Origin of the sequence: Streptomyces sp. NPDC058240 (assembly GCF_042882135.1) — a bacterium.
In the GTDB taxonomy this organism is placed as follows: Bacteria; Actinomycetota; Actinomycetes; order Streptomycetales; family Streptomycetaceae; genus Streptomyces.
The window spans coordinates 25,318-44,184 of record NZ_JBHVWT010000045.1; the positions used below are offsets into that span (position 1 = coordinate 25,318).

Below are 18,867 nucleotides of genomic sequence, written 5' to 3' on the forward strand. Positions count from 1 at the left end.
CCGGTCGTGGCAGAACAGACAACACTCCCAGAGGGCGTCGGCGCATCGGCCAGCGCACCCCACGGCAGCGCGGCCGGCCCCGGGGCGAAGCCGGACGCGGCCGTCGTACGCGATGCGCTCGGTGTCGGCATAGCCGTCGGACTCTCCGGCTTCGCCTTCGGCGTGACCTCGGCCGGTTCCGGACTGAGCCTGCTGCAGACCTGCGCGCTCAGCCTCGCCGTCTTCACCGGCGCCTCGCAGTTCGCCCTCGTCGGCGCCCTCGCCGCGGGTGGCAACCCCTACACCGCGGCTGCCGGAGCCTTCTTCCTCGGCGTGCGCAACTCGTTCTACGGTCTGCGGCTGTCGCAGCTGCTGGCGCTCCCGCGGGCGCTCCGCCCTTTCGCAGCCCAGTGGGTCATCGACGAGACGACCGCCGTGACACTGCCGCAGCCGACCCGGCGGGCGGCACGGATCGGCTTCACCGTCACCGGACTGACCCTGTACGTGCTGTGGAACCTGACCACGCTGCTGGGAGCCCTCGGCGCCGAGGCGCTCGGCGACACCGACACCTGGGGGCTGGACGCGGCCTCACCCGCGGTCTTCCTCGCCCTGCTTGCGCCGATGCTGAAGAGCACCGCAGAACGCGTCACCGCCGCGCTCGCGGTCCTGCTCGCGCTCGGCCTGCTGCCCGTGCTGCCCGCGGGCGTCCCCGTCCTGCTGTCGGCGCTCGCCGCCCCCGCCGTCCTCTTTCTGAGCGGACGCCGGAAGGGCACGAGCCGGGAAACGGCCGTCACGGAGGAGAACCGATGAACGTCTGGATCGCCATCGCGCTGACCGCCGTCGGCTGCTACCTCGCCAAACTGCTCGGACTGCTGGTGCCCGCCGGTGTGCTGGAACGCCCGCTCGCCCAGCGTCTCGCCGCGCTCCTGCCCGTGGCACTGCTGGCAGCCCTCACCGCGCAGCAGACGTTCGGCGACGGGCAGCACCTGGCGCTGGACGCCAGGGGTGCCGGGCTCGCCGCGGCGGCGCTCGCGCTGGTCCTGCGTGCGCCCTTCCTCGTGGTCGTGGGCTCCGCTGTGGTCGTCACAGCGGGAGTACGTGCCCTCGGTTAGACCCCACGTGGGGGCCTGCCGTGCGGGTCGCCCGTACGGACCTTCCGTGCAGAACTGCCATGTAGGCCTCCCGTGCAAACCTCCCGTACAAACCTTCCGTACAGGCCTCCTGTACGGGGTAGGCATCTGATAGGGGCATGCGTTCGGTAAGGGGCCCGGTCCATTGGCCCGAGCCCCTTACACAGGCGCCCTTGGACGGCCGGTCTCAGTGCGCCGCCGGACCTGCCGGCGGGGTCTCCGTCACGCTCAGCCGTGCCGCGTCCCTCTCCGGCCGCAGGAAGCACACGGCGAGCACTCCGGCCACCGCCACGAGCCCGGCCATCAGCACATACGCCGAGTGGTAGCCCGTGGGCACGGATGCGGCCGCATCCACCATCCGCCCCGTGACCAGCGGAGAGAGGATTCCGGCGAGTGCGTAGACGAAGGCCAGGGCACCCAGCACCACCCCGCGCTGCCCAGCGGGCGTGATCCTGGCGACGGCCGTCTGCGAGACGGTGAGGATCACATTCGTCAGCGCCATCGGACCGACCATCAGCGCGATCTTCACACCCACGGAGTCCACCTCGGCGAACACCGCGATCGACAGGGAGGCCACGCACATCAGGAGACCACCGCCGAGTCCCGCCGGAAGCCGGGGCGCGGTCCCCCTCCGGGAAGCCCGCCGTGCCAGCAGCCCGTGCGTCAGCAGCACCGCGGCGTTGCCGACGGCGGTGGCCGTCACCACTGCTCCCGACTGCTTCGCAGTCAGTCCCGAGACCTCGTGCAGATAGTCGGGCGCCCAGGTCAGTCCCGCCGAGAGCATCCAGTAGGCGGCGAACGCGCCGAAGGCCGCCGTCAGCCAGGTGCCGGAGAGCAGCAGTCCGCGATACGGAACGGCCCGGCCGGTCCCCTCGGAGCCGGCGGAGTCGGCCGTCCCCGGTGGTGGTGCGAGCGGCCCCTCCTCGCCCCGTGCGTACCAGCACACCGCCCACACCAGTCCGGCCAGCCCGACGACGCCGAAGGCCCAGCGCCATCCCCACGCATCGATCACCAGCGTCAGCAGCGGGGCGGACAGCGCCACCCCGCCAGCCGCGCCGACCATCAGTACGGCGGTCGGCAGGGTCCGTTCCTTCTGCCCGAACCAGCCGTGAAGATGGTGCACCGCCACCGGTGCGGCCGGTCCTTCGGCCGCACCGAGCAGCACCCGGGTCGCCACCAGCGTGCCGAAACCGGCGGCGCCGAGCAGCATCGGCAACTGCGCCACCGACCACAGCAGCGCCATGCCGAGCAGCAGCACGGTGGTGCGGACCCGGCGGGTCAGGAACGACACCCCCAGTGCGGCCAGACTGAACAGGGCGAAGAACGAGGACTGCGCGGTGCCGAACTCACCCCGGGTCAGCCCCAGATCGTCGCGGATCGGGTCGGCGGCCAGGCCCATGACGGTCTTGTCGGCGAAATTGACCAGCATGAAGGCGAGCAGCAGCCAGGTGGTGCCCCAGGCGCCCTTGTGCGTCCGCTCCTCCACCGCGGTTGCGCCGCCCGCCCGGAGCCGGCCGACGGCCCCGGCGGGCGTGGTCACCCGTCCTCCCCGGATGCTCCGCAGCCGCACCCGTCCTCGTCCGCGACACCCACGCTGATCATTCCGGCGGCCCGCTTCCGGCCGTCGGCGGAGCGGGTCAGCTCGGTCTCCAGATCGGTTCCCTCCGCCACCGCGGCCGACTCCGCCGCCGCCCAGTTGAACACCCCCCGCGCCATGGTCGACGTCTCGGACGCCGCCCGCTGCCCGTAGACCCGTGCGCGTACCCCTGCCACCTCCACATCGGCCGGCGCCGCCAGCGCGGCGGTCTCCGCCAGATGCGAGGCGAGCCTCGGCTCACCCTCCTCCAGCAGCTTCAGCGCCCGCTGCGCCAGCACGGACGCGCCGCCCGCGGCGTTCGCGAACTCGGTGGCGACCGCGGCGTCCGGGGCCGGCTTGAGGTGCGCCGGATTCTGGTCGTACCAGCCGCCCCACAGCCGCCACAGATTGCGTACGACGAACTCCGGCTCGTCGTAGGCGGGATGCAGATAGGGCTTCCGGAGCAGTTCCTGGGGCACCCGTACACCGTGCAGCACGGCATCGAGCCGGTGCCCGGCGTTCATCAGGTCCCGGGTCTGCTCGCAGAGCGACTCCAGGAGCCGGGCCGTGTCGTCGAGCGCCTGGTGCACCCGCTCCCTGCCGACGATCGGCACACCGTGGCCGGGCAGCAGCAGTTCGGCGCCGAGCTCCTGCATGGCACGCAGCGCACGCGCCCAGTCCTCCGGATACCGCTGCACCTTCTGAGGATTGCCCGCGTTGGGGGTGTTCCAGATGAAGAGGTCACCGGTGCACAGCGTCTTGAGCTCGGGGACCCACACATAGGTGCTGTCGTCGGTCTCGCCCTTGGCGTGCACCAGCTCGAAGGTCAGATCGCCGCGCGCGACGGTCATCCGGTCGCGGTAGGTGGTGTCGGGGTAGCGGTAGGTGGACGGCCAGTTCAGCGACGGTACGCCGAACTGCCTGCGGTTGATCCAGGTGTTGTAGCCCGCAGTGCTGACGTAGCGGTCGAAGCGGGCCGTGACCGCCTCGTGCGCGATCACCTCGGGACGGGGGCGACCCTCGCTGTCGGCCTGCTCGTCGAAGGGCGCGACACCGAAGACATGGTCGACATGGCCGTGCGTATAGACGACGGTACCGACCGGCTGTTCACTGAAGGCGCGGACCGCCTCGTGCAGCGGAGCCGCAGTCCGTATGTCGCCGGAGTCCACCAGCACCAGTCCGTCGCCGGTGTCGAACACCGCCACATTGGCGAAGGCGGGCAGGAAGCCGACCCGCTCGCGCACGGTCACCAGCTCCGCGCCGGAGTACGCCCCGGACAGGTGCGCCAGCAGTGTGTCCTCGCCGTGCCAGACCCGGTCGATATAGCTGAGATAGTCCGTCGGCTTGTGCTCGGTCATACCTGTGGCTCCTTCGGTGCAGTGCGGGCGGATGGCCCGGAACCCGAGTGTCGGCCCCGTAGGTGACCTGCGACACCCGTCCTCGTCACACCTCGACGGGCTGCGTACTGTGACGCGTCACAGAAACCCTTCACGGAGAAGGAGCACGGACGTGACACTGTCCGACAGGGCCAGGGTCCTCGCTCTGCGTTGCGAGCCCAGGGTCAATGAGCTGGCGCGGCACATGGCCCGTGAGTCCTTCGAGCAGCTGCCCGGGTATGCGGGGCTCCCGGACGATGTGAAGGACCTGGAGATCGCCGCGACCGTCCGGCACGGCGTACGCCTCTTTCTCCGCCGCGTCACCGAACCGCACCCCGGTCCGGGCGGGCTCCGCCTCTTCCGTGAGCGGGCGGCACAGCGCGCGGAGGAGGGCATGCCGCTGCATCTGCTGCTGCGCAGCCACGCGCTCGGCGTCTACGTCCTGTGGCAGTTGCTGCGGGAGACGGCGGAGCCCGGCGAGGAGGACGCGCTGATCGAACTGGTCGATCTGCTGCTCCGGTCGCACCACTCCCTGATCGGTGCGGTGGCCGAGACCTATATGGACGAGCGGTCCGCGCTGGAGGCGGAACAGCGCGAGCGGCGTCGCTCCCTGGTACGCGGTTTTCTCGACGGAACGCTGGAACCCGGCCGCGCCCTGCTGGAGCAGCTCGGCCTCGACGGGCCCGCGCTCGTGCTCGCCGTCGCCCTGGAACCCTCGGCCGACGCCGGTGAGGCTCCGGGGAGTGAGGCCTCGGGGGGTGCTGGTCCGCATGGTCCGGAACCGGGCGGTCCGGAACCGGGGAACGCGGTGACCGTACGGCGCCGGATGCGGCGCGTCCAGACCGTGCTCGACCAGGCATTCGGCGCGGAGCTGCTCTTCCTCTTCGACGCGGGGGCCGGGCGGGTCGTCGTACCACGCGGAGGTGAGCCACCGGGTGACCTGGCCGAGCGGCTGACGCGGGCCTGCGGGGCCGAAGTCCGGATCGCCGCCGCCGCGGCGGCGACGCCGGAGGCGGTCCCCGAGGCGTCCCGGACGGCCGTGGAGATCCTCCGGGTCGCCCGCACCTGCGGGCTGCCGCCCGGACTGCACGTTCTGGACGACGTGCTCCTCGAATTCCATCTGTCCCGCCCCGGCCCCAGCAGCCACCGCATCGCCGCTCTGCTGGACCCCGTCGCGGGCCGCCCCGAACTGCTGCGGACCCTCCGCACCCACCTGGCGCAGCACCAGGACCGACGCCTCACGGCGGCTCTGCTGGGGCTGCATCCCAACACCGTCGACAACCGCCTGGCCAGGCTCACCGAGCTGACCGGCCTCGATCCGTCATCGCCACGCGGCGCCGCGCTGGCCATCGCGGCCCTGCTGCTGCGCGACACCGCTGCCGGACCCGACGGAGCTTCCGCAGCCGGCTGACCGTCGGCAGCCGCACCGACAACCGGGTCTCAGTCGAGGCTGCGTCCATGGGCGCGCAGTGTCAGAAGCGCCTTGAGCGTCACGATGGGCCGTCCCTCCAGAGCCGTCCCCGGTGCCCACTGCCGCCAGTTGACCGGCCAGCCGCCGTCCGCCTGCTGCTCGGCCGCGAGATGGTCGAGTGAACGGGACAGCTCCTCGTCGGTGAACCAGTGACGGGCGAACGACTCGGGTGTACGGGCGTAGTCGTACGGAAAGTGCTGCTCACCCGGCGCGTATCCGGCTGCGACGGGGTACTCGGCGCGCCGCTCCGGATCCAGTACGGCGAGCCGCTGATCCCGCACCAGCCGCCCGAGCCGGTCGGCCGCCGCCTCCGCCCGTGCCCGGTCCGGGGCGCCGTCCAGAAAGGCGAGCGCCGCCTCGATCTCGTACGGGTGCGACCGGTCCAGGGCGTCCACCGCGGCCCAGCAGAAGTCGGTGGCCCGAAACAGCCAGGCATGCCACACCGCGTTGCGGTGCAGGAGCCCGACGACGGGCCCGGTGGCCAACAGCTCCGCGGGAGGATCGTCGACGATCGGGATGAACGGCGCGGCGGGATAGCCGCGCTGCGTCGGCAGGAGGGCGGGCAGCGCGCCCTCCTTGGTCGACACCTCGGTGAGGAAGCGGCAGATCCGCTCCACCCGCAGCCCGTCGCAGCGCCCGATGGAGTCCAGCACATTGAGCGCGTGCGCGGTGTGCAGTGGCTGACTGACGGGGCCGCGCAGATCGGGTTCGAGCGCGTTCCCGTAGCCGCCGTCCTCGTTCAGATAGGCGGCGAGTGCGGTTTCCACGGCGTCCGCACTTCCTTCCAGGAAGTGATGGGCGAACCGCCGCTGTTCCAGGACACGGGCCGTGAGCCAGATGAACTGCTCGGCACGGTTGAGGGGACTTGTTCCGGTTCCAGCCATGGACCGACCGTAGGCCGGTAAGCGCTCTCAACAAGACGTAGCGGCCCGGCTGCACTCTCAGGAGCGGGATACTGAGGTCATGCGGTTGACGATTTTCTGGGAACGGATGGCAGACCACTTCGGCGCGGGGTACGCCGACTCCTTCGCGCGCGATCATGTGATGGCCGAGCTCGGCGGGCAGACCGTGCACCAGGCGCTGGCCGCGGGCTGGGAGACCAAGGACGTCTGGCGCGGCGTCTGCACGGCGGTCGGCATCCCCGCGGACAAGCGCTGACTCCAGGTTCGTATCCCCGGTTCGCCCACGGCCCACCTGCATAGATTTCCGGCCCGTCAGCGGCCGGACGGTGCACCGACTCCCGGCCCGTCGGCCGCCGGACCCGTGCTGTTGTCCGGGGTGGGCGGTTGCTCGTCACAGCCGTAGGCGAGACTGGAACCGTGGCACCGACAGACGAGACAGCACAGACCCAGCCGCCTTCCACACCGCCCGTCCCGCCGGCCGCGCCACCCGCCGCGCCCGCCGGCAACGGGCCGGTACGCATGCCCGCGTGGCTGCCACGCGCCATGGTGCTGGCCCTGGCGCTCTACGCCTGTTTCCGGCTCGGCAGCTGGGCGTTCGACCAGCTCATCGGGTTGCTGATCAACGTTCTGATCGCGTTCTTCCTGGCGCTTGCCATCGAGCCGGCGGTGAGCCGGATGTCGGCGCGCGGTATGCGCCGCGGCCTCGCCACCTTCCTGGTCTTCCTCATGGTGCTGATCGCCGGGGTGGGCTTCGTCCTGCTGCTCGGCTCGATGCTCGCGGGCCAGATCGTCGACATGGTCGAGGAGTTCCCGAAGTATCTGGACTCGGTGATCAACTGGGTCAACCAGACCTTCCACACCGACCTTTCCAGGGTCGAGGTCCAGGACAGCCTGCTCCACTCCGACTGGCTGCAGAAGTACGTCCAGAACAGCGCGACCGGAGTGCTCGACATCTCCACCACCGTGCTCGGTGGGCTGTTCCGTCTGCTGACGATCTTCCTGTTCTCGTTCTACTTCGCGGCCGACGGCCCCAGGCTGCGGCGCGCCCTGTGCTCCGTGCTGCCGCCCGCCAAGCAGGCAGAGGTCCTGCGGGCCTGGGAGATCGCGGTCGACAAGACCGGCGGATACCTCTACTCGCGCGGCCTGATGGCCCTCATCTCCGGAATCGCGCACTACATCCTGCTGGTGATCCTCGGGGTTCCGTACGCGCCCGCGCTCGCCGTCTGGGTCGGGCTGGTCTCCCAGTTCATCCCCACGATCGGTACGTATCTGGCAGGCGCTCTGCCGATGCTGATCGCGTTCACCGTCAACCCCTGGTACGCGGTGTGGGTGCTCGGCTTCGTCGTGGTCTACCAGCAGTTCGAGAACTACGCCCTGCAGCCCAAGCTCACCTCCAGGACCGTCGACATCCACCCGGCGGTCGCCTTCGGATCGGTCATCGCGGGCACGGCCCTGATGGGCGCCGTGGGCGCGCTGATCGCGATCCCGGCCATCGCCACACTCCAGGCGTTCCTCGGCGCGTACGTGAAGCGGTACGACGTGACGGACGACCCGCGGATGCACGGCCGGAGCCCACGGCGCGGCGAGCCGGTGCTCACACGGCTGCGCCGCTCCTGGCGGGCCTCCGGGAGCGACGGGGGCGAGGGCGGAGAGGGCGGTGCCGGGGTGCGGGAGGCCCCGGAGCGCGCCTGACCTTCTCGCCGGCAGGGCTTTCCGGCTCTCGGGTCTCTCGGGCTCCGCTCCTCAGCGGTGGTTCGTTACGTCGATGGGGCGGCCCGCGCCCGTGTCATCCAGGCGGCCAAGACCACATTTCCTGCCGGTTTTGTACCCGTAAGGAAGGAATTCGTCATGGTGTCGATCGCTTGTTCTTGACTGCCCGAAAGCGAGGTACTCGGGGGCTACTCTGGGTGCAGATCGGTCCGGCGTGGTGTGCTTGACATCAAAATCGAACATCCATTCTCATGGGATTCCGGCCGGGTTTTCCCGGGCCCGACCGTGGAGTTGTCCACAGGCCGGGAGGACGTCGAGGCCCATTGTCAGTGGCAGGGGTTAGCGTCTTTGACGTGAAGCGATCGACTCAAGCAAATCGGGTGGAACCCATGGCAGGAACCGACCGCGAGAAGGCGCTGGACGCCGCACTCGCACAGATTGAACGGCAATTCGGCAAGGGCGCGGTGATGCGCCTCGGTGAGCGGCCGAACGAGCCCATCGAAGTGATCCCCACCGGGTCGACCGCCCTCGACGTGGCCCTCGGCGTCGGCGGCCTGCCGCGCGGCCGTGTGGTGGAGGTGTACGGACCGGAGTCTTCCGGTAAGACGACGCTGACACTGCACGCGGTGGCGAACGCGCAGAAGCTCGGCGGCTCGGTCGCCTTCATCGACGCGGAGCACGCCCTCGACCCCGAGTACGCGAAGAAGCTCGGCGTCGACATCGACAGCCTCATCCTGTCCCAGCCGGACAACGGCGAGCAGGCCCTTGAGATCGTGGACATGCTGGTCCGCTCCGGCGCCCTCGATCTGATCGTCATCGACTCCGTCGCGGCGCTCGTGCCGCGTGCGGAGATCGAGGGCGAGATGGGCGACTCGCACGTGGGTCTGCAGGCGCGTCTGATGAGCCAGGCGCTCCGGAAGATCACCAGCGCGCTCAACCAGTCCAAGACCACCGCGATCTTCATCAACCAGCTCCGCGAGAAGATCGGCGTGATGTTCGGCTCGCCGGAGACCACGACCGGTGGCCGGGCGCTCAAGTTCTACGCCTCGGTGCGCCTCGACATCCGCCGGATCGAGACGCTGAAGGACGGCACCGACGCCGTCGGCAACCGCACCCGCGTCAAGGTCGTCAAGAACAAGGTGGCGCCGCCCTTCAAGCAGGCCGAGTTCGACATCCTCTACGGCCAGGGCATCAGCCGCGAGGGCGGTCTGATCGACATGGGCGTGGAGCACGGCTTCGTCCGCAAGGCGGGTGCCTGGTACACCTACGAGGGCGACCAACTCGGCCAGGGCAAGGAGAACGCCCGTAATTTCCTCAAGGACAACCCCGATCTCGCCAACGAGATCGAGAAGAAGATCCTCGAGAAGCTGGGTATCGGCGTCAGGCCCGACGACAGCGCCGCCGAGTCCGGTGCGGACGCGGCGGGCGGTGCCACGGCCCCGGCCGACAGCGCGAAGTCGGTGCCCGCTCCGGCTGGCAAGACCAAGCCGGCCAAGACCGCGGCGGCCAAGAGCTAGGCCGTGACGCGTCGCACGGAGTGGCCGGTCGGCGCCACTGACCAGCACGCCGGTCCCGGCCACGCATTCGCCGCCGGGCACATGACCGAGTCCGAGGATGCGTACGAGCCGGAGGCCGGTCCCGGTCGCGGCACGGGCTCGGGCGCCGGATCCGGCGAGGGGGCGGGCCGTCGTGCCCGTTCCCGCACCAGGAGCAGCGGTTCCCCCTCCTCGTCGAGGGCCGGGAAGGGGGAGCCGCGAGACCCGGTCGAGCAGGCGCGCAACATCTGCCTGCGTCTGCTCACCGGGACCCCGCGTACCCGGAAGCAGCTTGCCGACGCGCTGCGCAAACGCGAGATTCCGGACGAGGCGGCCGAAGAAGTGCTTTCGCGCTTCGAGGATGTCGGGTTGATCGACGATGCGGCGTTCGCGGACGCCTGGGTGGAGTCCCGGCATCACGGACGCGGACTGGCCCGCCACGCCCTCGTCCGTGAGCTGCGCACCAAGGGTGTGGACTCCGCAGTGATCGACGAGGCCGTCGGGCAGCTCGACTCGGAGCAGGAGGAGACGACCGCCCGCGAGCTGGTCGCGCGCAAGTTGCGCTCCACTCGTGGCCTGGACCGCGACAAGCGGTTGCGCCGCCTTGCGGGCATGCTCGCGCGCAAGGGGTACGGGGAGGGCATGGCCCTGCGCGTCGTGCGGCAGGCGCTGGAGGAAGAGGGCGAGGACACGGAAGGTCTGGACGAGCCCTTCTGACCGGGTTCGGACCGGGCGGGGGCATGCGGGGTGTCCGAGAAAACAACGGGGCGCCCGAAGGAGCAACGGGGCGCGCGAGGAACACGGGGCGCGATCCGGGACGGTGGGACATCGGAGCTGGGGGGAGCCGTGGGGCGAGGGGAGCGCCTCGGGTAGGGCCCGCCGTGCGCCAGGAGGACTGCGGGGGGAGACGCGGTGATGCGGTGATCACTGCCCGGCGTGGGCGGCGCGCGTGATGGTGGCGTCGATCAGGGCGAGCGCATCTGCGGCGGTGCGGCCGGGGCAGCGGTTCCAGGGCCCGATCAGCCCGGTCCAGCCCTGGGAGCGGAGCTCGGCGACGAGCCAGGCACCGGCCCGGTCCACGGTGTCGAGGGAGCCGTAGCCCAGGCGGTGCGCAGTGAGAAGGGCGCCGCAGATGCACCGTGCGCCGCGGGCGTTGCGGAGCCGGTACGGGGTGTTCTGCCAGCCCCATTCGGCCAGGATCTGCCTTGCGTAGGCGAGATGTGTGGAGGGCCGTACCTCGGGCTGGCCGATGCGGCGCCAGGAGTGGAGCCGGTCCGGGAGGACCGCGCCCAGACGTCCGGGAAGCGGCCGTTCGCGCGGGGCCGTCGCAGGCAGGGCGCGGACGGAGTCGGCGATGAGCTGGTCGACCGGTACGGACAGCAGGTCGCGCCAGTCGGCCGGCCGACGGTCCGGCGGCTGTTCCGCGGCGTCGGGGGAGGACGGCCGTACAGGGGCCGGGGCGGACGGCCGCACGGGGGCGGGGGCCGTGATGTCCCAGCCGGTGATGATCTGCTGCCATGCCTCGGTGTCATGGAGGCGAGCGGCCTGAGCGTCCAACTGGTCGGGGGTGAGGGTGGGGGTCGGCATGGGTGCGAGGCCTCCGTCACGTCGGTCCTTGGCGTTGAGGTGAATGTCCGTCGGATACGGGGATCGCTCCACCGGAGCGTGGCGTTCGGGTGTGTCGGGGCGGATTCGGGGGAACGGCCGGCGGCATACGGGGGGCAGCCCCCCGCACGAACACACGGGCACACTCCAGTGCGCAGGCATCCGTGCACGGAGCACTGTGTGACGCATGACGGAGAAGCCGCACACTGCCGGGGTCCCGGCCCCGGCCGGACCCCGGCACCGCCGTCGGCCGTGACCCCGGAGCACGACAACGGAAGAAAGACGGACGCACGATGATGCTGCGCTATGCCTTACAGACGATCCGGGACCGCAAAGGCGGGTTCCTCGGTGCCTTCCTGGCTCTCCTGTGCGCCGCCGCTCTGATCACTGCCTGCGGCACGCTGCTGGAGACCGGCCTGCGCGGAAGGATCGCCACCGAGCGCTACGCGGCCGCGCCGCTCGTGGTCTCCGCCGACCAGAACGTCCACCGCACCACGGTCAAGCACAAGGGCAATGGAAAGACCAAGGTCAAGCACAAGGCGAAGCCGGTTGCCGAGCGTGCCTGGCTCCCCGCAGACGTCGTCGACCGGGTCAGCGCCCTGGAAGGCGTGGACAAGGCCGTACCCGAGCTGACCTTCATGGCTCAGCCCATGAGCAGCCAGCCCATGAGCAGTCGGTCCATGAGCAAGCGCGTGGCCCAGTCCGAGCCCCGCCCCTCGGCCCACCTCTCCGCTCGTCCCTCCTACGGCCACTCCTGGGCCTCCGCCCCGCTGACGCCCTTCCGTCTCGTCGCGGGCCGTGTTCCCTCCGCCGATGACGACGTGGTGATCGACCGGGCCCTCGCCGAACAGAACAGCCTGAAGACCGGGGACCGGCTCACCGTCCAGTCCACCAGCGCTCCCCGCCCGTACCGCATCAGTGGGATCGCGGCCCCGGCCGGGCGGAGCGACCTCCGGCAGCAGACCTCGCTCTTCTTCTCCTCCGCCGAGGCGGAGCGCCTCGCCGCCCGCCCCGGCCGGATCGCCGCTCTCGGCGTGACGCCAGCGCCCGGAACCGACCTCGCGCGGCTGAAGCAGCAGGTCGAGCAGGCGCTCAAGGGAACCTCCGCCCAGGTCGCCACCGGTGAGGCCCGGGGCCCCGTCGAATTCCTGGACGCCGCAGGCGCCCGTATCAAGCTGGTCTCCATGGGAGGCGCCATGGGCGGCACGTCCCTCCTGGTCGCGGTCCTCGTCGTGGTCGGGACCTTCGCGCTCTCCATCCAGCAACGCCACCGTGAACTGGCCCTGCTCCGCGCCATCGCCGCGACCCCGCGCCAGATCCGCCGCCTCCTCGGTCGCGAGGCCCTGGCCGTCGGAGCCGCAGCCGGTGTGCTCGGCGCGCTCGCCGGACTGCCCCTCGCCGGCTGGCTGCACAGTCGATTCATCGACATGGGCGCAATTCCGGTCACTCTGGAACGCACCGCAGGCATCTTCCCGGCCTGCGCGGCGCTCGCCGTCACCCTTGTCGGTGCCTGGGCGGCGGCAAGGATCTCCGGCCGCCGTATCGCCCGTATCCGGCCCGCCGAAGCCATGGCCGAGTCCGCGGTCGAGCGTGGTCCGGCCCGGGGCCGGATCGTGGCGGGGCTGGTGCTGCTCGCGGGCGGAGCCGTTCTCGTCGGCGTACTGACCGTGCTGCGTACCGAGGCCGCCGCGACCCCTGTCACGTTCCTCGCCGTCGTCGTATCGGCCACGGCCGTGTCACTGCTGGGGCCGTACCTGGTGAGGTTCGCGTCCGTGCTGCTCGCGGGGCCGCTCCGACTGGCGGGTCCGGGGGGACCTCTCGCGACCGCCAACATCCGTGGGAACTCCGCCCGGATGGGTTCCGTCGTCACCCCGCTCACCCTGCTCATCGGGATGACCTGCACGGTTCTCTTCGTTCAGCCGACGCTCGGCGACGCCGCCCGAGCCCAGGCCCACGACGGCGTCCGCGCCACCTGGGTACTGGCCGCACAGGGGCCAGGCGTCCCGTCCGCGGCCGCCGAGACCATTCGTAGGACGCCGGGTGTCACGGCCGCCACCGAGGTCGTACGGACCACCGTGCGCGTCGGCCTCGACAAGTACCCGGCCCAAGGCGTCACCCAGGCCGGACTCGCCCGCACTTGGGACCCTGACGTGACGAGCGGATCGCTCGCCGCGTTCACCGCCGGCCCCGGCACCGCCGCGATCAGTGAACTCGCTGCCGACCGGCTCGGCCTCCACCCCGGCAGCAAATTGAAACTCCACCTCGGCGACGGCACCCCCGCCACCCTCACTGTGGCCGCCGTCTACAGCCGGGGCCTGGGCTTCGGCGACCTGACCCTGCCCCATGAGCTGCTCGCCCGCCACATGGACAACCCTCTTGCCGCCACGGTCCTGGTCGCCGGGGACAGCGGGCGTGACGAACTCGGCGCCGCACTCAAACAGTTCCCCGGCGTCTCCGTACTCGCCCCGGCGACCGCCGACCGGCTCCAGGCGGACCGACAGCAGGAGAATGCGGCGGTCAACCATCTCGCCATGGGCCTGGTCCTGGCCTTCACCGCCATCGCGGTCGTCAACACTCTTGCCATGTCCGTGTCCGAGCGCATCAGGGAGTTCGCCATGCTCAGGCTGGCCGGCGCGACCCGGCGTCAGGTCCTGCGGATGCTCCGCATCGAGGCCCTGTCGATCCTGCTGATCGCCACTGCCCTCGGCAGCGGTATCGCTCTGGCTGTACTGACCGCCTTCAGCATCGGCATGACCGGCAGTGCGGCGCCCGCGGTTCTGCCGCTGGTGTACGCGACAGTGGTGGGCGCCGCCGCACTGCTGGCACTGACCGCCACGGCGCTGCCCGGCCGACTGGCACTCAGGGTCCGCCCGGTGGAGGTAGCCACGTCAAGGCAGTGAACCTCCGACGGGATCCGGCTGGGCGTCCTCCGGAGGGGACGCCCAGCCGGACTCCGCCCCACCGCCGTCCTCCGGCCGGACGCTACCGTCCCTGCCCCGTCCCAGCGCCGTCCGTCAGGCCTCGACCGGAAGTCCTGCCGCACGCCACGCCTGGAACCCGCCGATGAGATCGGTCGCCCGGTGCAGCCCCAGCTGCCGCAGGGACGCGACGGCGAGACTCGACGCATAGCCCTCGTTGCAGACCACCACGATCTGGAGATCGTGGCTCACCGCCTCCGGGGCCCGATGGCTTCCCTGCGGGTCGAGCCGCCACTCCAGCTCGTTGCGCTCGACGACCAGCGCCCCCGGAATCAGTCCGTCCCGTTCCCGCAGCTCCGCATAGCGGATGTCCACGAGCAGCGCCCCGTCCGCGGCGGCGGCGACGGCCTCCTGCGGGCCGACCCGGACGAACCCGGCCCGGACCCGTTCCAGCAGTTCGTCGATCCCGACCGGTTCCGTACCGCCCCGACGGCTGTCGCTCACTGCCAGTCCTCGGGCTGTTCGACCTGCTCGAGACGGAGCACCGCACCGGTACGGCTGTAGCGCCGGATCTGCGGCAGCGGTGGGTAGTACGCATGGACGGAGACGGCGTGCTGCGTGCCGGACTCGTTCACCACCTCGTGGACGTGGTGGCGGCCGAATGCCCTGCCCTGGCCGGTGGCCAACTGCCGGGAACGGTCGATGCCCTCGGCGAGTTCCAGGGTCTTCCAGCCGTCGGTGGGCAGCCGGGCGGCGAGCGACAACTCCTTGAGGGTGCCGACCGCGGTGGTGAAGGCGCCGATCGAGTCGGCGTGGTCGTGCCAGCCGGTTCCGGTACCCGGCGGCCAGCCGATCAACCACGCCTCACTGCCGCCCGGTCCTTCGAGCTGGACCCAGGTGCGGCCCTCGGGATCGAGGGGGAGCGAGGCGACGATCTCGGCGTCGGCGGCGACACGGCGGACGAAATCGAGCAGCTCCGCGGCCGTCGGACCGGTAGCACCGTCGGCGGCGGAGGAGGACATGTGTACAGAGTGTGACGAAGGGGCAGACACAGAGACCGTCCTGAGGGTTCGCGCGGATGCACGGCCGCACGACAGAGCGCACGGCGCGGCAGAAGGGGGCGGTTCAGCAGGACGGGCGACACACGCAGCCCGCATAGCGGACGAGGTCCATATGGACCCTCCGCCACAGGCGCACATCGGTGTCGGTCACGACTCGGAGTACACCATGTGCGCCTGCGACGGTCAATTGATGTCCGCTGTCAGGTCGGAGCGTACGGAGGCCCGTGCCGCGCCGCCGCGCGTCGCGTCCGCCGCCGCGAAGAGCTCCCGGGGCCGTACCCCGCCGAACGACGCCACCAGGTGACCGTCCGGCCTGATCAGCAGCACGGTGTGCGCCGACGCCCCCGGATAGTTCTCGGTCACCAGCAGCTCGCCCTTCACCGGCAGCGCGTCGACAGCCGCGACGAGGCGGGGCATGACGCCCGCGGTCATCCAGTGCCGCCGGTCCCACACCCCGGTTCCGGGCGCCACCAGGACCACCAGCAGATGCCCCTGCCCCAGCCGCTCGCGCAGCCGTACGGTCGTGCCGTCGGGTGCTGTCACCCGTACATCGGTGACCGGCGCACCGGGGGGCGTACCCACAGATGTGTGCGCCTCGGCGCGTGCGGGCGCAAGAGGCGAGTGCGAGTACGAGGGGGGCGCACCGAGGGGGCCGGACCCCAGATGTCCGTCGGTGAGCAGTGAATCGTGCCCCCGTGCGCTCCCCGGTACCAGGGTCCGCAGACCTCCACCGCCGCGCAGTATCGGCAGCGACTGGTCCGCGGCGCGCAGCCGCGCGGCGACCGCGGCCCGGCGCTCCGCCTGGTAGCTGTCGAGCAGTACGTCGGAGGCGCCGTGGTGCCAGGCCTGGGCCAGCTTCCAGGCCAGGTTCTCGGCGTCCCGCAGCCCCTCGTCGAGCCCCTGGGTGCCCAGTGCGCCCAGCAGATGGGCGGCGTCCCCGGCCAGGAAGGCCCGGTCGACCCGCCAGCGCAGGGCGAGTCGGTGGTGCAGCGTGTACACACCCGTGTCCAGCAGTTCGTACGGAGGTGTCTCGCCGCACCAGCCCGCCAGGGTGTCCCGGATCCGGGTGATCAGGGCGTCCGGAGTGACGAGCTCGCCACGCGGGGGCAGCAGCCAGTCCAGCCGCCAGGCGCCGTCCGGCAGCGGCCGCGCGGTCACCTCCGCGCCGCCGGTGCGCCATGGCGGCAGTCGGTGCAGCACGGCCTGCCCGGGCCAGGGAAGTTCGGTGCGCAGCGCGGCGACGGCATGCCGCTCCACCGCCGTACGTCCGGGGAAACGGATATCGAGGAGCTTGCGTACGGTGGACCTGGCACCGTCGCAGCCCACCAGGTAACTCCCGCGCCACCAGGTCGCGTTCGGCTCCCTGGTGTGCACCGTGACCCCGTCCGGGTCCTGCTCCAGCGTGTCGATCCGGCTGTACGGAGCCACCCGCACCAGCTCCTGCGCGGCCACCGCGTCCCGCAGCCCGCGCGTCAGGACGTGCTGCGGCAGATGGATGGGGGCCGGCGACGGATCGCCCTCGGGGGCGGCCTCGCCGAGCGGCAGCTCGCGCACCAGCTGCCTGCGCCGCATGGACCGCCAGCCGGACCACCGCATGCCTTCGTGCCGGAGCGCTTTGCAGCCGAGCCGCTCCACCAGGGCCGCTGTGTCCTCGCGCAGCACCACCGTACGGGCGGGGCGCGTCTCGTCCTTGGCCGGATCCTCGTCGAGAAGGACGGAAGGGACGCCCTGTGCCGCGAGGGCGAGCGACAGCGCCAAGCCGACGGGCCCGGCGCCGACGACGATCACCGGGTCCACGACGAGGCTCCTCGAATGCGTGCGGACAGTGCAGGCGAAAGGAGTGAAACGGGCGTAGGGGGCGGAGGAGGTGTGGCGGCGGGGGCTCGGTGCGCGATCACAGAACGTATGCAACCTACTGCCGGTGCTTGCGTCAAGCGACCCCGGAACGCGGCGAGGGGCGGTGGCGGATGCGCCACCGCCCCTCAGGGAGGAATTTCGACGAGCCGTCAGACGGCGCGTCCGTCATCGACTTTGAGCACCGGAGCACCGATGGTCTCCAGACCGCCCCCGGGCGCGGCGCCGACCACTGCGCCCGTGCCCTTCTTCGTGCGCCGGAGCCGCCGCTCCAGCCAGCTCGCGAACGACGTGAGTGCGAAGTTCACGGCGATGTAGATCAGGGCGACGATCGTGAAGCACGCGATGGTGTTCGCGCCGTAGTTCGCGCTCATCGGGCGGACCGACGCCAGCAGTTCGGGGAAGGTCAGCACCGCGCCGCCGAGGGCGGTGTCCTTCACGATCACGACGAGCTGGCTGACGATCGCGGGCAGCATCGCGGTCACCGCCTGTGGCAGCAGCACGAACACCATGGTCTGGCCCTTGCGCATGCCGATCGCCTTGGCCGCGTCCGTCTGGCCCTGCGGCAGGGAGTGGATACCGGCCCGCACGATCTCGGCGAGCACCGAGGCGTTGTAGAGGACCAGGCCGGTCACCACGGCGTACAGCGGACGCGCATCGGTGCTGATGTTCGTGTACTCGGAGTACGCCGCGTTCGCGATGATCATCAGGATCAGCACGGGGATGGCGCGGAAGAATTCCACGACCGCACCGGCCGGCATCCGCATCCACCGGTGGTCCGAGAGCCTGCCGATCCCGAACAGGGCGCCAAGCGGCAGCGCGATGATCAGGGCGAAGAACGCCGCCTTGAGCGTGTTCTGGAGGCCCGGCCAGATGTACGTCTCCCAGGGCTGGGAGCTGGTGAAGAAGGGCTTCCACTTGATCCAGTCGAGCTGGTTCTTCTCCGCGAGGCTGTCGTACACCCACCACACCACGGCTGCGGCGCACAGGACGAACAGCACCGTGTACAGGATATTGCGCTGCTTGGCGCGCGGTCCCTGGGCGTCGTAGAGGACGGAAGTCATCGCTTCACCGCCACCTTCTTGCTCACCCAGCCGAGGATCAGGCCGGTCGGGAGGGTCAGAACGATGAAGCCGAACGCGAAGACCGCGGAGATCAGGATCAGTTGTGCCTCGGCCTCGATCATGCCCTTCATCAGGTACGAGGCTTCGGCGACCCCGATCGCGGAGGCGACCGTGGTGTTCTTCGTCAGCGCGATCAGCACATTGGACAGCGGGTTGACGACCGCACGGAATGCCTGCGGGAGGACGATCAACCGCAGTACCTGGGTGAAGCTCAGCCCGAGGGCACGTGCCGCCTCGGCCTGGCCCACGGGGACCGTGTTGATGCCGGAGCGCAGCGCCTCGCACACGAACGCGGCGGTGTAGGCGACCAGCGAGAGTACCGAGAGCCGGAAGTTGATGCCCGGAATGTCGTTCGCGCCGAGGCTGATGCCGAGCGTCAAGTACAGGCCCAGCGAGGAGAACACAATGATCACGGTCAACGGAATGTTCCGGACCACGTTCACATAGCCGGTCGCGAAACCGCGCATCAGGGGGACCGGGCTGACCTTCATGCCGGCCAGGAGCGTTCCCCATCCCTGGTCTTCGCAGGGAATCCGGGACTGTAAAACGATCGGTGTAACTCCTGATCAAGGAAGATGCATCGATGACCAGTGAGAACGTGACCGAGGCCGAGTCCGTCGAGCCGT

Annotated in this window: 18 protein-coding genes; 8 read left to right on the forward strand and 10 right to left on the reverse strand. The window is 70.7% G+C overall.

Going from position 1 to position 18,867, the window contains the following annotated elements:
- Positions 1-6 precede the first annotated feature (6 nt).
- A complete protein-coding gene (locus ACFVX4_RS35190; RefSeq protein WP_389985563.1) occupies positions 7-789 on the forward strand; it encodes an AzlC family ABC transporter permease in 783 nt (260 codons plus the stop codon).
- Positions 786-1,091 carry an AzlD domain-containing protein gene (locus ACFVX4_RS35195; protein ID WP_093539376.1) on the forward strand — a complete coding sequence of 102 codons (306 nt, stop codon included), beginning with the start codon at positions 786-788 and terminating at the stop codon, positions 1,089-1,091. Before ACFVX4_RS35190 ends, ACFVX4_RS35195 begins: the two co-directional genes overlap by 4 nt.
- A 205-nt stretch (positions 1,092-1,296) precedes the next feature.
- Here the strand turns inward: ACFVX4_RS35195 and ACFVX4_RS35200 are convergent, their stop codons facing one another.
- Both ACFVX4_RS35200 and ACFVX4_RS35205 read right to left on the reverse strand, forming a co-directional pair.
- Entirely contained in the window at positions 1,297-2,649 is a 1,353-nt protein-coding gene (locus ACFVX4_RS35200) for an MFS transporter (protein ID WP_389985566.1), read from the reverse strand.
- Positions 2,646-4,043 carry an alkyl sulfatase dimerization domain-containing protein gene (locus ACFVX4_RS35205; protein ID WP_389985569.1) on the reverse strand — a complete coding sequence of 466 codons (1,398 nt, stop codon included), beginning with the start codon at positions 4,041-4,043 and terminating at the stop codon, positions 2,646-2,648. The genes ACFVX4_RS35200 and ACFVX4_RS35205 overlap by 4 nt, the downstream gene beginning before the upstream one ends.
- Before the next feature lie 151 nt (positions 4,044-4,194).
- On the opposite strand from ACFVX4_RS35205, the gene ACFVX4_RS35210 reads away from it, so the two are divergent.
- On the forward strand, positions 4,195-5,472 hold the full coding sequence (locus ACFVX4_RS35210) for a PucR family transcriptional regulator (protein ID WP_389985572.1): 1,278 nt from the start codon (positions 4,195-4,197) through the stop codon (positions 5,470-5,472).
- A gap of 29 nt (positions 5,473-5,501) precedes the next feature.
- Here ACFVX4_RS35210 and ACFVX4_RS35215 read toward each other — a convergent pair whose 3' ends face one another.
- On the reverse strand, positions 5,502-6,416 hold the full coding sequence (locus ACFVX4_RS35215; protein WP_389985575.1) for a hypothetical protein: 915 nt from the start codon (positions 6,414-6,416) through the stop codon (positions 5,502-5,504).
- A gap of 79 nt (positions 6,417-6,495) precedes the next feature.
- Here ACFVX4_RS35215 and ACFVX4_RS35220 point away from each other — a divergent pair, with 79 nt between their 5' ends.
- The 4 genes from ACFVX4_RS35220 to recX all read left to right on the forward strand — a co-directional run bounded on the left by ACFVX4_RS35220 (position 6,496) and on the right by recX (position 10,396).
- Positions 6,496-6,690 (forward strand): DUF3046 domain-containing protein, encoded by a 195-nt coding sequence (locus ACFVX4_RS35220; protein WP_114247022.1) that lies wholly within the window; start codon positions 6,496-6,498, stop codon positions 6,688-6,690.
- Between the two features lie 263 nt (positions 6,691-6,953).
- On the forward strand, positions 6,954-8,126 hold the full coding sequence (locus tag ACFVX4_RS35225) for an AI-2E family transporter (RefSeq protein ID WP_389985596.1): 1,173 nt from the start codon (positions 6,954-6,956) through the stop codon (positions 8,124-8,126).
- Positions 8,127-8,533: 407 nt separating this feature from the next.
- Positions 8,534-9,661 (forward strand): recombinase RecA, encoded by a 1,128-nt coding sequence (gene recA, locus ACFVX4_RS35230; RefSeq protein ID WP_266427597.1) that lies wholly within the window; start codon positions 8,534-8,536, stop codon positions 9,659-9,661.
- 3 nt (positions 9,662-9,664) lie between these two features.
- Positions 9,665-10,396, forward strand: a complete 732-nt coding sequence (gene recX, locus ACFVX4_RS35235) for a recombination regulator RecX (RefSeq protein WP_389985578.1) — start codon at positions 9,665-9,667, stop codon at positions 10,394-10,396.
- A 207-nt stretch (positions 10,397-10,603) separates the two neighbouring features.
- On the opposite strand, the gene ACFVX4_RS35240 is transcribed toward recX, so the two are convergent.
- Positions 10,604-11,266: a hypothetical protein gene (locus ACFVX4_RS35240; protein WP_389985581.1), complete on the reverse strand. Its 663-nt coding sequence runs from the start codon at positions 11,264-11,266 to the stop codon at positions 10,604-10,606.
- A 311-nt stretch (positions 11,267-11,577) separates the two neighbouring features.
- Between ACFVX4_RS35240 and ACFVX4_RS35245 the strand changes: the two genes are divergently transcribed.
- The gene (locus tag ACFVX4_RS35245) at positions 11,578-14,184 is read left to right on the forward strand and encodes an FtsX-like permease family protein (protein ID WP_389985584.1); all 2,607 of its coding nucleotides are present in this window, start codon (positions 11,578-11,580) and stop codon (positions 14,182-14,184) included.
- Between the two features lie 114 nt (positions 14,185-14,298).
- On the opposite strand, the gene ACFVX4_RS35250 is transcribed toward ACFVX4_RS35245, so the two are convergent.
- The 6 genes from ACFVX4_RS35250 to ACFVX4_RS35275 all read right to left on the reverse strand — a co-directional run bounded on the left by ACFVX4_RS35250 (position 14,299) and on the right by ACFVX4_RS35275 (position 18,792).
- Positions 14,299-14,706 (reverse strand): rhodanese-like domain-containing protein, encoded by a 408-nt coding sequence (locus tag ACFVX4_RS35250; protein WP_389985587.1) that lies wholly within the window; start codon positions 14,704-14,706, stop codon positions 14,299-14,301.
- Positions 14,703-15,224 carry a cysteine dioxygenase gene (locus ACFVX4_RS35255; RefSeq protein WP_389985590.1) on the reverse strand — a complete coding sequence of 174 codons (522 nt, stop codon included), beginning with the start codon at positions 15,222-15,224 and terminating at the stop codon, positions 14,703-14,705. Before ACFVX4_RS35255 ends, ACFVX4_RS35250 begins: the two co-directional genes overlap by 4 nt.
- Before the next feature lie 103 nt (positions 15,225-15,327).
- Positions 15,328-15,414, reverse strand: coding sequence for a putative leader peptide (locus tag ACFVX4_RS35260; RefSeq protein ID WP_311605579.1), 87 nt, complete (start codon positions 15,412-15,414; stop codon positions 15,328-15,330).
- Positions 15,415-15,446: 32 nt separating this feature from the next.
- Positions 15,447-17,060: an FAD-dependent monooxygenase gene (locus ACFVX4_RS35265; protein ID WP_389985593.1), complete on the reverse strand. Its 1,614-nt coding sequence runs from the start codon at positions 17,058-17,060 to the stop codon at positions 15,447-15,449.
- 209 nt (positions 17,061-17,269) lie between these two features.
- On the reverse strand, positions 17,270-18,181 hold the full coding sequence (locus tag ACFVX4_RS35270; RefSeq protein ID WP_266800116.1) for an amino acid ABC transporter permease: 912 nt from the start codon (positions 18,179-18,181) through the stop codon (positions 17,270-17,272).
- Positions 18,178-18,792: an amino acid ABC transporter permease gene (locus tag ACFVX4_RS35275; RefSeq protein WP_389985599.1), complete on the reverse strand. Its 615-nt coding sequence runs from the start codon at positions 18,790-18,792 to the stop codon at positions 18,178-18,180. Before ACFVX4_RS35275 ends, ACFVX4_RS35270 begins: the two co-directional genes overlap by 4 nt.
- Between the last annotated feature and the right edge of the window lie 75 nt (positions 18,793-18,867).